This is a genomic window from Pseudomonas sp. M5 (genome assembly GCF_016907075.1).
GTDB lineage: Bacteria > Pseudomonadota > Gammaproteobacteria > Pseudomonadales > Pseudomonadaceae > Aquipseudomonas > Aquipseudomonas putida_E.
Window position 1 is genome coordinate 2,885,675 of the sequence record NZ_JAFBBH010000001.1, and the last position, 14,055, is coordinate 2,899,729.

9 protein-coding genes, 1 tRNA gene and 1 pseudogene are annotated in these 14,055 nt (G+C 51.5%); 5 read left to right on the forward strand and 6 right to left on the reverse strand.

Going from position 1 to position 14,055, the window contains the following annotated elements:
• The first annotated feature begins 27 nt into the window (after positions 1-27).
• Positions 28-948, forward strand: coding sequence for a hypothetical protein (locus tag JOE27_RS13155; protein ID WP_204918933.1), 921 nt, complete (start codon positions 28-30; stop codon positions 946-948).
• A 222-nt stretch (positions 949-1,170) separates the two neighbouring features.
• Here JOE27_RS13155 and JOE27_RS13160 read toward each other — a convergent pair whose 3' ends face one another.
• The 6 genes and pseudogenes from JOE27_RS13160 to JOE27_RS13185 form a co-directional block, all read right to left on the reverse strand.
• Positions 1,171-1,743 (reverse strand): hypothetical protein, encoded by a 573-nt coding sequence (locus tag JOE27_RS13160; protein WP_204918935.1) that lies wholly within the window; start codon positions 1,741-1,743, stop codon positions 1,171-1,173.
• Between the two features lie 394 nt (positions 1,744-2,137).
• Positions 2,138-3,979 (reverse strand): phospholipase D-like domain-containing protein, encoded by a 1,842-nt coding sequence (locus tag JOE27_RS13165; RefSeq protein WP_204918937.1) that lies wholly within the window; start codon positions 3,977-3,979, stop codon positions 2,138-2,140.
• Between the two features lie 9 nt (positions 3,980-3,988).
• The gene (locus JOE27_RS13170) at positions 3,989-7,627 is read right to left on the reverse strand and encodes an AAA domain-containing protein (protein WP_204918940.1); all 3,639 of its coding nucleotides are present in this window, start codon (positions 7,625-7,627) and stop codon (positions 3,989-3,991) included.
• A 1,239-nt stretch (positions 7,628-8,866) separates the two neighbouring features.
• Positions 8,867-10,194, reverse strand: a pseudogene (locus JOE27_RS13175) (integrase arm-type DNA-binding domain-containing protein).
• A 164-nt stretch (positions 10,195-10,358) separates the two neighbouring features.
• Positions 10,359-10,434 (reverse strand) — tRNA-Thr (locus JOE27_RS13180).
• A 70-nt stretch (positions 10,435-10,504) separates the two neighbouring features.
• A complete protein-coding gene (locus JOE27_RS13185; RefSeq protein ID WP_204918942.1) occupies positions 10,505-10,915 on the reverse strand; it encodes a pilin in 411 nt (136 codons plus the stop codon).
• A 215-nt stretch (positions 10,916-11,130) separates the two neighbouring features.
• On the opposite strand from JOE27_RS13185, the gene JOE27_RS13190 reads away from it, so the two are divergent.
• From JOE27_RS13190 to yacG, 4 genes are read left to right on the forward strand one after another with little or no spacing between them, the layout of a single operon-like run.
• Complete coding sequence (locus tag JOE27_RS13190) at positions 11,131-12,339, forward strand: type II secretion system F family protein (protein WP_204918944.1); 1,209 nt, start codon at positions 11,131-11,133, stop codon at positions 12,337-12,339.
• A gap of 2 nt (positions 12,340-12,341) precedes the next feature.
• Positions 12,342-13,208: an A24 family peptidase gene (locus JOE27_RS13195; protein ID WP_204918946.1), complete on the forward strand. Its 867-nt coding sequence runs from the start codon at positions 12,342-12,344 to the stop codon at positions 13,206-13,208.
• Positions 13,208-13,831: a dephospho-CoA kinase gene (gene coaE / locus JOE27_RS13200; protein WP_012316340.1), complete on the forward strand. Its 624-nt coding sequence runs from the start codon at positions 13,208-13,210 to the stop codon at positions 13,829-13,831. The genes JOE27_RS13195 and coaE overlap by 1 nt, the downstream gene beginning before the upstream one ends.
• The gene (gene yacG, locus JOE27_RS13205) at positions 13,828-14,028 is read left to right on the forward strand and encodes a DNA gyrase inhibitor YacG (RefSeq protein WP_012316341.1); all 201 of its coding nucleotides are present in this window, start codon (positions 13,828-13,830) and stop codon (positions 14,026-14,028) included. The genes coaE and yacG overlap by 4 nt, the downstream gene beginning before the upstream one ends.
• Positions 14,029-14,055: the final 27 nt, after the last annotated feature.

Sequence of the window (14,055 nt, forward strand, 5' to 3'; positions counted from 1 at the left end):
TCAACCTCCAATCAAGGATGAAATACGATGCCCGCTAAGAGAAAAATCCCATACGCCCATCACCTGCCTGGCTGGGGTTTCGATGGCGGCAACCGCGAAGCACTGAAAGCGAGCCGCCGAGTCGCGCCAGATGAGTACGAAGAAGAGATGATGGGAAGCCTATTCTGCCCAGGCTGCTATACAAACGTCGAGCGAACGCCTAAGGAAAAGGACATCTTCGCTAACCAGCGCGAACCTTTCTACCGCCACCTTAAGCGCTGGCAACACATCGCGTGCGTGCTTCGGGCGAAAAAGCCAGTAGGCAAACGGTATGACACATGGGAAGAGGCGAAGCGGGCAATTGAGCATGAACACTTGGCGATAGTGAAGGAGTTTCTGCAGGAGAAACCAGAGGTCAGATTGATCCAGGGTGGTGAATACGACGAAACGCCCGTCGAGGACATCGGAGGGCCTCTGTCGCAGACGCCCATTGGAAGGCACCAAGGGGAGTCCTTCGAGCTACCCAGCACCATTACTACCATTGCAGGGATCTGCCGGAACTTTGAAAAAAACAAGGATAAATACTTCTTCCTTCCGATGGCCACCCACGCAGTGAAGCTGGCAGAGCTCCTTACAGACGTGGCTGATGTTGAATACGACGTTCTGGAAGGGGATCGTACCCCGCGCTTGTACTACGGGAAGATAATCAGCAGCCGTAACGCGGGTAGTTACGACTATTCCACCCGTATGACAAAGCTTGCTTGCAATCCCGCCGTGAAAGACTTTTACGTAAAACTCCCCAACGGTTTCTGCCGAGACAAAGGGATTACTGACGACTCAAAAGGTCGCATCGTGATGTTTTTCGGGACTATCGTAGAAAGCGGCATAGGCTTAGCTGCCACAGATTTGGCTTGGGGGGAGATTGCACTGGTACCTGCCAAGTACAATGAGTTGTTGATACCTGAATGAATTAACTCCTGCCTTGACGTCCGATCCTCGGACCACTGGCCGAAACAGGCCAGATCGTCCGATTAGGGCCTCCAGGCCGGTCTAATATCCCCTGCCCTGACAGCAGGACGGGGCACGTAAAGCTGATCGTGGCTTACATTTGAGCCATGGGGATGACCAAAATTGCAGCGAGCACACCGCATGCAGATTTTTCTTATATGAAAAAATCGCATAAAGATTGATCTACAATAAAGCACTGCGCAGGATCGCATAGTTCTTATTTACCTCAGAGAGAGCTCTGGGCAAGCGCTTATCAATTATCATATTCAAGTGCTCAATGGTATCCATCCTTGGATCATTACCGAAATAATTTTTATCAAAAAAGTTTGAATCCTCCATAATCCGCGAAACCTGCATGAAGTTAATAAAGTCAGAATACCAACTTGCGCGCGCAATAGCATTGCTCGCGACAAAATAGTTTGACACCGCCATTGCAAACTCTTCTAACGCAACAAAAACAAATGGCACGGAAAACTTCCTATCCATACTCAATAACGCGTCTGCTAATGACTTCACCAGATCTCTTTCACCCACCAACTCGATTCTTCTCTGTTCTAAGAAGCTCAAAATATCAGTAACGGGCACCTCTTTATTTTCTAAAGAAGATTTTGCCGAGACGAAAGACTTCATATAGTCACGATGAATTTCATGCACACGGTCCTTCAAAGGCTCAACATGATAATTGAAAAGATCCGCCCTCCCCGCCTTATATCTATCTGCAAAATTTAAAACCAAATCAATAATATCTTTAATCACGAGACTAGCACCACAGAGTCAAAATTCAAGAAAACAGCCATCACAGTAAGTAATTCTAAGCACAGCCACACCAACAAGGCAAGTGGCATGCAAGAACAAATGCAACCCTAAGGCAAACTACAAGTTCGCGAAGACATTAGGACTACTGTTAGCTGTGAGTCTCCGGTTTTTACAGATTATAATTTAGTGGTATTTTTTTGACATGCCTCATAGAGCGTCCACATTCCGACAGAAATACCAATGTTATAAATAAAAAAGGCCCATTTGATAATGAGGCCTTTCCTATGGTGAATATATCAACGTCCGTATGCGTGATAGATTAGCGGTTTAGCGGGTAAAGTGCTATAGAGTGCATGACCATATAGTATACGCAGCCACCTGAGCAACAAGTAACTTACCCATAGAAATCATTAAAAGATTTCTTGATTTTCTTTGAAAAATCTCCACCCACAACGTGCACACCTAACTCCCCCATGTAATCACCTTTGGAAGACGCTGAAAGCCAGTTTAAACTGGTGATGATTAAATTCTCATCATCCCAGGTTAGAAACTTTGCGTGTATTTGAGGGTCGTCCGCTTTGATTACGTTAAATCCATGGCCCTCTAGCTCTTCTTTAAGTAGTCTGGCCTCCGGATTTTTCATTTCTCCGCTTGATCTGCCGAATGCAATTTTTATTTTAATTAAAGGAACAGCTTTGATCGAGGACTTCAAGGGTGTGAATATCGGTCTGTCGCCAGCGTAGCTAACTCGATGGCTACAAATGAATATTTCTCTTTCAGCTTCATCGCAAGCACATTTAGCCAATGTGTGATGCTCTGGAGCCGTAATTATCCGCACCGACACCGAGTCCTCTATTGAGGTCTTTCTCTCAACCTCCAAACAGGATGCTAATCTTGCGGCATGAACGGCCAAGTCCTTGCTTAAATTGTTTGCGAGACCACGGCGCCCCATAGCAAGAGCAGATGCAATATTAAAGGCAATAGAGGCGAAACTTTTATCTATAACTCGAACAGATGCTTCAACTCTATTAAAATTAGAGGATAGCCAGTTGCAAGACCCGAACGTAGTGTGCCACTCGCCACTTTCTCGATCGCTAATCAAGAATTTTGAATGCGAGTTGGTAGGCTCACGATGAAATTTAAGCTGCGTGGAGAGACCTTGCGAGTCAATATGATTTTGGAAAGACTCTATTGATTCGAGAACTCGCTTGTAGTCCGAGAGCTTATCCTCTACATCCGGCGGGCACTGTCCCCATAGTATGTCTATCTGCACAGAACGCCTCGCCGCACTTATCAACTCCTCAAGAATTATATCAATGCAGCTTGGATTGAGGAAGGTTGAATGAATGACCAATCTGGAGTGCGCATTTTTTATTTCTGAAGAAAAATGCTCTCGATGCTCTTCTGGGGTGGCCAGAACGTCTACACAGCTAGAATCAACTATAGTAGGTTGAAATGATTTCTCATGAGGAGAAATTTCGTAAGATGGAAGTTGTGAACCTTTTGTTGGAGTGGAACCTAGCAGGCGAATCTGTTCACGCCTCTTTATAGCAGCGCTTATTATTTCCAAACGAAGTTCTTCAGAAATATCCGGAACGCCTTGCACTTTATTCTCAGAGTCAACCCGCGCAACAATATAGCGTAATGATTCGTTATAATGTGGTTTTACGGCATTACTTTCAAATCCACTTATCTCTTCATCGTCGTGCGCAACGCAAGAGTAAATCTCAGAAATATCTGGATCATAGGCAGGCTCTTTAACTCGCATCTCGGTCGCATATATGCCGTATTGTGCAATTACTCTATGCACCTTCGTCGCTGGATAAATCAGGAATGATTGCTTCTTTTTTTTGTCGATACGGTAACACTGTTGAGTCAATGGGTCGACCAAGAAGCTTCTGATCCTAAGTATTGGTTCTTTGTTCACGGGCAGATCAGCCTCTGTTGATACAGCCAAGCCGCGATGAGTGATTTTAAATAGATATCTCCCATTCATATGAGATATCTCTATCCATCCTGCTTGCATCAGAGGGATCAAGATTTCTATTACCAACTGCTTAGGAAGGCTGGTTTGCCTAGAGAGTTCATCAGGTGTAGTTGGGCCTGAGGCAATGGTTTGTAGTATCAAATGATCGACAGCTCCCCAGTTTATGCGTTTCATAATTTTGAATTTATGAACCCCATAACCAAATGGAACCTTAACAAATATAGTTGAGTTGATCTGTTTGTCTTCCATTGAACGCTCCTACGAAATTTTGCTCAGGCTCAAAATTTGCTCGTACTGTATGGTTGCAATTTTTCCAGCATTCTTGAGGCTTTCAATTTCATCCACTAGCTTAACAAGGAACTCATTGTTAGTATTGCCCTTGCGAATTTCTTCATTTCTTATTTTTTGCGCCCAGCAAGACATGAACTCATAAGACCCTACTATTACCATTTGATATTTAGCTCTGCTAAGAAGCACATTCATTCTTCGGCTGTCTAGCAGGAACCCCAATGCGCCAAAAGAGTATGACTCGCTATTGTTTCGAACTAGGGATATGGCGACAATATCGGCTTCCGCCCCCTGAAAACTGTCAACAGTTTTGCAAAAAGTAGCTGAGTCGTCAGGCTTGGAGAATTTCTGTAAGTTTTTGAGATCAAGCTCTGCTCGTTCTAGATCCCTTTCCAGGTATCTGACCTGGACCGCATACGGGGATAATATCGCTAACTTTGGCTGCTTATCACTCGGTACAGCTCGAAGCCGAGCTAGTGCCTTAATCAGAACTTTTCGCTCAAGCGTATTATTCCACGTAGGCTTCTCTTCTTTCGACTTCACTCCTCGATTGGCTTGAGTGTCCGGGGTCTCAATCCAAACTATCGCAGCACTGTTTAGTCTAGCGGTTACTTTGCAACCGCCTTCAAAGTAAAATGGTCTAGGATTCGATAAGTACTCAACCTTTTTTCTATCGTAGGTCGTGAGTTTTTTATCATAAAACGTGGACGAGATTAAATCTGCAATATCTGGGTGCATTCTGTGCTGAATAGACAGCATGCTTGCAATTGGTCGGTGAAATTCATTTGAACCATAATATTCAAGTGATTTTTTTGCGACGGATACTTCTTCATCAATGAGTGATTCGAAAAGTAAGTGCAGACGGAGCGCTTCAGAGCTTATTTCACTTAGGAGTTCAGATGAAATCTCTCTTATCTTTTCAGATGTGAACATCTCCTTAATGAATTCACCTTTGATTTGGCTATTATAAATTTCAGTAGACATTTCTAGTGCGCCTCTGAGTCGTTCCGGGTCTCTCAAGGTCTGGCGCATTTGTTCAGTCGCATAAGGGGGGAGTTGCTTATGATCTCCAATCATCAATCTTCGATACGACAGAAGTAGAGGACTTAACAGTTCAATGCCCGTGACCTTTCCGGTCTCTTCCATAATACTCCAATCAAACTGGGACCGAGTTTTAATGAGATCCTCTATCTGCCTAGAGTTGGTAGTTGTGAAAACTAAATTCGCCGATCTCAATAACTGCCCCATGAAAGAAAATCTCAAGGCCCTATTGCCATCTCTACAGAGATCTAGAATTTTGTCTTTCGTAATGTTTGCCGGGGCATCTCTGAAGGAATCACTGTTTTTTAGGCCTATCAGATAATCTCGCGCTAAATCATCTAGCTGCGTTAGTGCGTCCTTCTCATCATCGCCTGATGCGTCTTTTATACAGCTAACTATCAGAGGAGATGTTTTTCCTTGAGACGCCAGGGAGTTTTTAACCTCTTGATAGAGGTGTTGAACTGTAGAATGACTCTGAGCTGTAAGTAGTAACCTAGAGCTAGGCTCCGTTTCAAATACCTGCCTAACTAATGCAGTGACTAAGTGAGTTTTCCCAACTCCGGGAGGACCTTGAACCAGATATAGAGGCAAAGTGCTTTGAATTTTTCTAAAGACATCCTGCTTTGACGTATCTAATTGCTCAAATGCAGAATTGGCAACAGCAGTCTCGTGCGAATCCATGCATTCTAGGTGCGGATATTCAAGCATCTTTGCTAGCTCTGCATGCTCACTAAGCGCATCGATTGCAAATGCTCTTCTACTTAACTGCTTAGTAGTACCTTGTGCAGATGCCGGGACTAAGTAGCAGTACTGATATAGCGGGTCTGGATTACTTGCCTGAAACTCAAATATGCTCTCTCCTGATATTTCTTGGTGCTGCAGGAATGTGAGCACAACTTCTTGATCGTCTTCGGAGAAATTAATATTGCTTACTAGATTCCAACTTGGCTCTGATACTTTTTCCCCGAGCAAAAGTTCTTTAAATCTTTTTGCCGGGCTATTCACCTTCAGCATTCCAGAAATGTCATCAGCGACAGTGTCAGACCTACTTTTAAGTCGCACAATGTTTTGTCCAGGATCCTCTACGTCTGGAGAGTAGGTAATTATTTCTACGGGATAAATTTCTGACTTGGCATATGCTATTTCTGCCAAGTGATATGCAGCAAATCCGAGAAGAAGTTTAGTTGACTTCTCATCAACTGTTCTATTTTTGCGCAATTCATCAATGACACTATGCCATGATTTGGAATTCTGGGAGGCTAGGCCAGTCCGGTCATTGTGTGTGAAACACGAAATTTTTGAATTAATTATTGTTGTCGGGTTTGTGCCATCGACTTTACGCGGCGGGGTAAGATAAGCTTGAGTACAGAATGCATAATCCCACGATCCGTCTGCGTCAACAGTATTCCTTTTATTTTTCGTCAACACGTATGTTAGGGTTGATCCTAAAAGTATAATTTCCTCTGCATCTTTATCTGTCTTGTATATAGAAAGAATGGAGATATCGCGCAAATCATTTTCTATAAAATTTATGAATTCTGAAACATTGTGCGCTGGGATAGGTATCCCGTGGGCTTCGAAAAATGCTTTTTGTATCGCCGAATATACAGGAACTCGCTTTGCGCCTGCCCCTGGATTATTTGCAGGAGGTGTAAGGAGGAATGCAATGCTAAAACTCTCTACTTGCGGCGAGCTAAACTGATCTAGTTTTTTTATTATTGATTCTAGCTTTGGCTGAACTACCTCATAACTCAATCCTTCAAACGTAATGCTTGAGTCAATTCTTATCACCCCAGTCAAGCCACGAATAAGATTTATCTCGTCAAGTATTAAATCTGTTTCTTCGATTATCTCTTTTACTGGCCTACTTAAGTCATATATTGAAGACATACTTATATCTAAGATCTCAATAATTAGCCTGCCTAAGTCATGCCAGTCAGTGAGAAATGAGAATATATTCTCTTTGGAGTAATCCGGGGAATTATTTATAACTCTTTCGTCAGACATGTGCTGTAGTCGGATCGACCATTCGAATCCTGTTAACTGAAAGTCATTTTCCTCACTGCTTATGTCGGTAAGAATAGAGTTGGAATCGAGATTTCGGTGCAAAATTCCTTGAGAGTGTAATATTTGCAGAGCCTGCGAAATTCTATCAACGTTCCGCCATAGCTTAACCCTGTTGGATTTTTTCTTTAAGTTACCCACCCATGGCCTAACTCTAAGTGTCCCTTTTACACTTTTAGATACATGGAGTGAGAGTGGACGACGGTCCCCGGTACCTAAAACCAAGTAGAATCCGTCCTGATCACTATTGGAAGCGACAATTGGGGCGATAAAATCACCGACTCCCGGGCACCCCTTGAGCCGGTGAAGTTGGCGTACTTCATAAAGCCATATATCTTGTAGTGTTCTCTCAGTATCAGGGCTTTCTTGGACCCAGTGCTTGATCAGCACTGGCAACCCCTCTAACTCTGCTTCAATCAGTGCCGGTGATTGGTCTGTTGAGTCAAATTCCTTGATAATATTTAAATTTTCAAACCTTTCTAAATAACGGCTCCCTGATATCATTTCTTTCTCCCTGATGACGGTTATTTTTGGTGTTACATTTAGATTCAACGCCTTTGATGATAAACATTGTCAATCTAAGGCATAGCTAGCCCGACGCTAATGGCTCAATGCTATCTAATCCGCGTTCCCGGTGCTGAAATTCTTTCGTAGATCGGAAAAAGTCTCTAGCGGGGCCTAGGCTAAGGTCCTCTGTCATGCCCTGACAGGCGCAGGTATGCGAACGTATGTCGCGTTTTTTTGAACGCGGCGTTAACGTCTCCCGCTGATTGGACGCTCTTATCCTAGTGGTCAGCCGTAGCTAGGTTGTCGGTCGTACTCTCAGTCCCGGCCGGCCCGCTTCCCAAGCAATGTCACGGGCCAGGCTCAGTCTTCCCCACGTCATCCCGCCAAGAATGCTGAGTGTTATCAGGGATCAAGGCCCCTGCGACCTGTGGGGATGTCCTCTAACGCGGGACTGGCGGCTCCTTACGACCAAGAGCAAGGGCATCTCATGATCTGGCCTCCTGAGCACCGTTACGGTGGGCGGGTGGAGGCTACACTGGCTGACGAGACCAGTGCCACGAGATCCTGAGCCGGGAGAACGCAGCGGTGCGATGACCGGGGCATGCCTGACTGTCAGTCAGGTGCAGTCCATTCCTTGGTCTGCGGCACCATCATCTACATCGCTGTTGCTGGTGACATCGGCGTTTGTCACGCCGATTGTCACGAGTGGGGTAGCCGCAAAGCCAAGTGCGATGAGGGCTGCAGCAGTGTTAGACGCGCCCGTCTCTTTCCAGTGAAAGAGACGGGCGCAGGTTGGCGCACGCGAAATGGCCATGCGGGTAGGTTGCTGCAGGGCAGCGAAGTACGAGGTGTTGTCAGGCGCACAAAGGGCCATGATCTGAAGTAGGCATCCATCACCGGGGAGGTGACCGGGCGAGCTGCCGGACGCGAATCGCCATTTGGGGGAGAACCACCGCGGGAGCGGCGTGACCTTGAAGGTTCGGGTCACCTGGGGTGCTGTCATAGACAGCGCTTGCACGGCCAGTTCTACGCCTGTGGATAAAACCGGTCAAGGGTCGAAACTCAGCGCTACTTGGGACGTGAAAAGCGGTTATCCACCGATGGAATTGAGTGGTAAATCCCGGACAACGTCTTGGCTTTTAGCTATTCAAAGTAAGGTCCATCCAAACAGGGCGGCTTTGCAGCCCTGTTTGGATGGACCCGCGTGAAAGAGCAGCCAGCGCCGATCTTACAGGCTCACCCGCGATTGAATGCGCCATGACCATTTGGCAAGGCGGTGACGTAATCGCCTACCGGGTGGGCAAACTCATGCGGAGTGACATGGCCCGATCTGTTGGCATCGATGTAATTACTCCACCACGCCATGATCAACCGACGCTGCTCCAGAAATTGGGCCTTGTGGATATACGCGGCGCGCACGCGGTTACGCTCCTGATGGCTCATCTGCCGCTCAATCGCCGCGTCCGTCCACAGCCCTGATTCGAGCAAGGCGCTACAAGCCATGGTCCTGAAACCATGCCCGCACACGTCCTTGGTGGTGTCGTACCCCATATTGCGCAGCACCTGGTTAACCGTGTTCTCCGACAAAGGCTTCCAGTACCTGTGATCACCGGGCAACACCAATTCAGAGAAGCGATTCAAGCTACGCAACTGTTCAAGGATCTCGATGACTTGCGGAGACAGCGGCACTATCTGAATGTCCCCGCTCATCTTGGTCCCGCGCGTGGAATAGCGGACGCCTTCAATCGGCTTGCGGGTATCGGGGATCTCCCACATCGCACGTTGCAGGTCGAATTCATCCCACCGCGCAAAGCGCAGTTCGCTGGAGCGCACGAACACATGCAGCGTCAGCAGCACTGCGAGCCGGGTCAGCTCGCGACCAGTGTAGTTGTCGATTCGATCCAATAATTCAGGAAGGCGGTTTAGCGAGAGTGCAGGACGGTGCACGGTGCGCGGCGCTTGAATCGAGCCGGCGAGATCGAGCGCCGGATTCTGAGTGATCTGCCGCGCCCGCTTCGCACCCCGCATGATCGTGGATAGATAGTTCTGCACACGCAGCGCAACATCCATGGTGCCGCGATCCTTGATTCGCTGGGTGACCTCAAGGAGATCGTGGGTGTCGAGCTCAGCAATCGGCCGCTGGCCAATCAGTGGAAACACATGGGTGCGTAACCTGCTCAGCACCGTCTTGGCGTGGCCCTCGGTCCAGCGCCGAGACATTTCGACGTGCCACTCCAGGGCAACGGTTTCAAAGAGTAGGCTCGCACGCTGAGCAGCGATTTTGGCCTTCTGCTTTTCTTCCATCGGATCAAGGTTATCGAGCAACAAGGCCTTGGCCTCATCACGCTTGGTCCTCGCGACGGCCAACGAAACGATGGGGTACTGCCGATGATCAGCGTGCCTTCCTTGCCGTTGGGTTTGAAATACCGCAGCCGCCAAGTCTTCGAGCCACAGGGCGTGACGTACAGGTACATGCCCCCGCCGTCGAACAATTTATAGGCGCGATCACGCGGTTTGGCCGTGCGGCACTTGAGGTCGCTGAGCGGAATGGCTAGACGTGGCATAGGGATACGTTCTCCATTCAGGAAAGACGCTGTACCCCAAAAATACCCCCGGTTATTGGGGATTTTGTTGGTTCCCGACGGAGGGTCGTGGAAACGAAAAACCGGCCATAAGGCCGGTTTAGAGCGCTTCCAAAGCATTCAGTGGAATGCAGTGGAGCTGGATGTGGTGCCGGAGACAGGAATCGAACCTGCGACCTTCGCGTTACGAGTGCGCTGCTCTACCGACTGAGCTACACCGGCGTGTAGCGCAACGTACCACTGCCGCAGCCGTTACGCAAACGCCTGTTTCCGCTGACTTATTCCCCTGCCTTTAGGCCCCTTTGCAGCCACTGGGCGCCAGGTCTTCCTCGATGTTGGTGGTGCAGCGCCAGCCGGTAGCCGAGCGCGTCAGGGTGAGGGCCTTGCCCACCACATTGGCCGGCGCGTCCACCAGGGTGCAGACGATGCTCCCGCTGCCGTCGGCAGCCTTGCCGGCAGCGGTGATCGCGCAATGCGCGGTCGCGGGCTGGCCGCCCAGTGCAGCTACATCGCCCACATCCTTCCCTTCATTCAAGCGCAGGTCCATCGCTGTCTTCAGCGCGCTGATCTCCAGCAAACCGGCAGCCGCCTTGGTGCGTGACTGGTGGTTGGTGTACATCGGGATGGCGATGGTCGCCAGGATGCCGATGATCGCGACGACGATCATCAGTTCGATCAGGGTGATACCGCGTTGCCCTTTCATGAACGGTTTCCTTTTTGATACGCGTGTTCGTTGAGGTCAGGCTCGACCCCGGCTGGCAGCGGCGCAGTAGGCCTGAACAGACACCTTTTGTCACCCCTGCCGGCCGGGGCGTCATCTTCGCTGAACTACTCTAGTGAGCATCGCCAATGCGCGCCCCTTCATGGACACGACAAGCTGTTTCCAGGCTTGTCACACGGGCAGAAAAGGACATTTGCATGAACCATTCAACACAGCTCTACGCCTGGCAGGGCATCGATGCCAATGGCGCAGAAGTGCGCGGGCAGATGGCTGGGCGCAGCCCGGCCTATGTGCGGGCCGGGCTGCAGCGCCAGGGCATTCGCGTGGCTAGTTTGCGGCCCGCGGGCGGGCTGGTATGGCGCTGGCCTGCACGTCGGGCAAAGAGCGACCCGGCGGGTTTCAGCCGGCAGTTGGCAACGTTGCTGAGGGCAGGTGTACCGCTGCTACATGCCTTCCAGGTGATGGGCCGCAGTGGGTGCAGCGCGGGGCAGGCGGCGTTGCTGGAACGTTTGAAACAGGATGTGGCGGCGGGGTTGGGGCTGGCGGATGCGTTGCAGCGCCACCCGCAGTGGTTCGACGGGCTTTACTGCAACCTGGTACGCGTGGGCGAGCAATCCGGGACCCTCGACCGGCAGCTTGAGCAACTGGCGGGCATGCTGGAGCAGCGCCAGGCACTGCTCAAACGGGTGCGCAAAGCGATGCTGTATCCGCTGCTGCTGTTGCTCACCGGCCTGGGCGTGTCGGCGGTGCTGTTGCTGGAAGTGATTCCGCGCTTTGAAAGTCTGTTTGCCGGCTTTGATGCTGCGCTGCCGGCGTTCACGCAATGGGTCATCGGCTTGTCCACAGGGCTGGGCCGCCATGGGCCGCTGCTGTTGATAACCCTGCTTGTGGTGGCATTGGGTATGCGCCAGCTGTATCGGCAGCATGCGCCAGCACGCCTGTGGATATCTTGCCAGGTACTGCGCCTGCCGGTGTTCGGTCGGCTGCTGGGGCAAGCGGCGCTCGCCCGTTTTGCACGCAGCCTGGCTACGGCGTATGCCGCTGGGGTACCGCTGCTGGATGGGCTGGGCACCGTGGCCAGGGCCTGTGGGGGCGAGCTGCACGAGCGGGCCATTTTGCGGCTGCGCCAGGGCATGGCCAATGGGCAAGGGCTGCATCAGGCGATGGCGGCTGAGCCGTTGTTCCCGCCGCTGCTGGTGCAGCTGACGGCCATCGGTGAATCAAGCGGCACCCTGGACCAGATGCTGGAAAAAGCCGCCAGCCTTTACGAGGAACAGGTCAGCCAGGCGCTGGACCAGTTGACCAGCCTGCTGGAGCCAGCCATCGTGCTGGTCCTGGGCCTGCTGGTCGGTGGCCTGGTGGTGGCGATGTACCTGCCGATCTTCCAGTTGGGTAGTTTGATCTGAACATGACTTTATGGACTTTACTGGCCGAACAGCCGGCGTATTTCTTCACCCTGGCGACCGTGCTTGGCCTGTTGGTCGGCAGCTTCATCAATGTGGTGGCGTATCGGCTGCCGATCATGCTGGAGCGCCAATGGCAGCGTGAAGCGCAGGAGGCGCTGGGGCTGCCGACCGATGAGCATGAGCGCTTCGACCTGTGCCTGCCCGCTTCACGTTGCCCGCACTGTGGGCATGCGATCCGTGCCTGGGAGAATATTCCGGTGCTCAGTTACCTGGCCTTGCGCGGGCGCTGCTCTGCGTGCAAACAGCCTATCGGCTCACGCTACCCGCTGGTGGAGCTTGCCTGCGCCTTGCTGTCGCTGACGGTGGCCTGGCACTCCGGTGCCGGGATGGAGGCACTGGCCTTGCTGGCCTTTACCTGGAGCCTGCTGGCGCTGAGCCTTATCGACCACGACAAGCAGATCCTGCCGGATGTGCTGGTGCTGCCAATGCTGTGGCTGGGGCTGATCGTCAATGTTTTCGATACCGTGGTGCCATTGTCCGACGCCATCTGGGGCGCGGTGGCCGGTTATCTCAGCCTGTGGACAGTGTATTGGCTGTTCAAGCTGATCACCGGCAAGGAAGGCATGGGTTACGGCGACTTCAAGCTGCTGGCGCTGATCGGGGCCTGGGGCGGCTGGCAGGTAGTGCCGCTGACCTTGATGCTGTCGTCGCTGGTCGGGGCGGTGGTGGGGCTGTGCATGTTGCGCCTGCGCAGCCATTCGATGGGTACGGCAATACCTTTTGGTCCTTATCTGGCCATTGCGGGGTGGATTGCCGTGCTCTGGGGTGATGAAATATACGCCTCATACCTGCAACTGCTTGGATTCTGATGACCACTGCGCCGTTCACCCCCTGGATTCTCGGCCTCACCGGCGGCATTGGCAGCGGCAAAAGCGCCGCCGCCGAGCGCTTCGTCGAGCTTGGTGTGCACCTGGTCGATGCCGACCAGGCCGCGCGTTGGGTCGTGGAGCCCGGCCGCCCGGCCTTGGCCAGCATTGTCGAGCGCTTTGGCCCGGGCGTGCTGCTGGAGGACGGCCAGCTCGATCGCACAGCATTGCGCCAGTTGATCTTCGCCGACCCGGCCCAGCGCAAATGGCTTGAGCAGCTGCTGCACCCACTGATCGGGCAGGAGATTTTCAGCTACCTGGCCAAGGCTGAGTCGCCGTATGCGGTGTATGTGTCGCCGCTGCTGATCGAGTCTGGCCAGTACCAGAAAACCCAGCGTGTGCTGGTGATCGATGCACCGCAAGCCCTGCAGGTTGCGCGCACCTTGCAGCGGGACAACACCAGCCCCGAGCAGGTGCAAGCCATCCTCAAGGCTCAGTTGGCCCGCGAAGAGCGCTTGCGCCATGCCGATGATGTGGTGGTCAACGACAGTGACCTTGCCGCGCTGCATGCGCAGATCGACCATCTGCACCACTTTTACCTGACTTTAAGAGGAGGCCAGCCATGAGCCAGCCATTGACCGTCGATTGCCCTACCTGTGGCGCACCTGTGGAATGGGACGCGAAGAACGCGTTCCGGCCGTTCTGCTCTGACCGTTGCAAGTTGATCGACCTGGGCGCCTGGGCGGCTGAGGAGCACAAGATTGCGGGGTCGCAAGAGTCCGAGGATGAGTTGTATTCGGGGGACCTGGAGCCGCGGCACTAAGGCGCCGCACCGGGACCTGAGCGGCCT

What these genes read in the sequence shown, in the direction of transcription:
- JOE27_RS13165 (WP_204918937.1), bottom strand. Translation starts at nt 3,979, where the DNA reads ATGGAAGACAAACAGATCAACTCAACTATATTTGTTAAGGTTCCATTT.
- yacG (WP_012316341.1), top strand. Translation starts at nt 13,828, where the DNA reads ATGAGCCAGCCATTGACCGTCGATTGCCCTACCTGTGGCGCACCTGTG.
- JOE27_RS13155 (WP_204918933.1), top strand. Translation starts at nt 28, where the DNA reads ATGCCCGCTAAGAGAAAAATCCCATACGCCCATCACCTGCCTGGCTGG.
- JOE27_RS13185 (WP_204918942.1), bottom strand. Translation starts at nt 10,915, where the DNA reads ATGAAAGGGCAACGCGGTATCACCCTGATCGAACTGATGATCGTCGTC.
- JOE27_RS13170 (WP_204918940.1), bottom strand. Translation starts at nt 7,627, where the DNA reads ATGATATCAGGGAGCCGTTATTTAGAAAGGTTTGAAAATTTAAATATT.
- coaE (WP_012316340.1), top strand. Translation starts at nt 13,208, where the DNA reads ATGACCACTGCGCCGTTCACCCCCTGGATTCTCGGCCTCACCGGCGGC.
- JOE27_RS13195 (WP_204918946.1), top strand. Translation starts at nt 12,342, where the DNA reads ATGACTTTATGGACTTTACTGGCCGAACAGCCGGCGTATTTCTTCACC.
- JOE27_RS13190 (WP_204918944.1), top strand. Translation starts at nt 11,131, where the DNA reads ATGAACCATTCAACACAGCTCTACGCCTGGCAGGGCATCGATGCCAAT.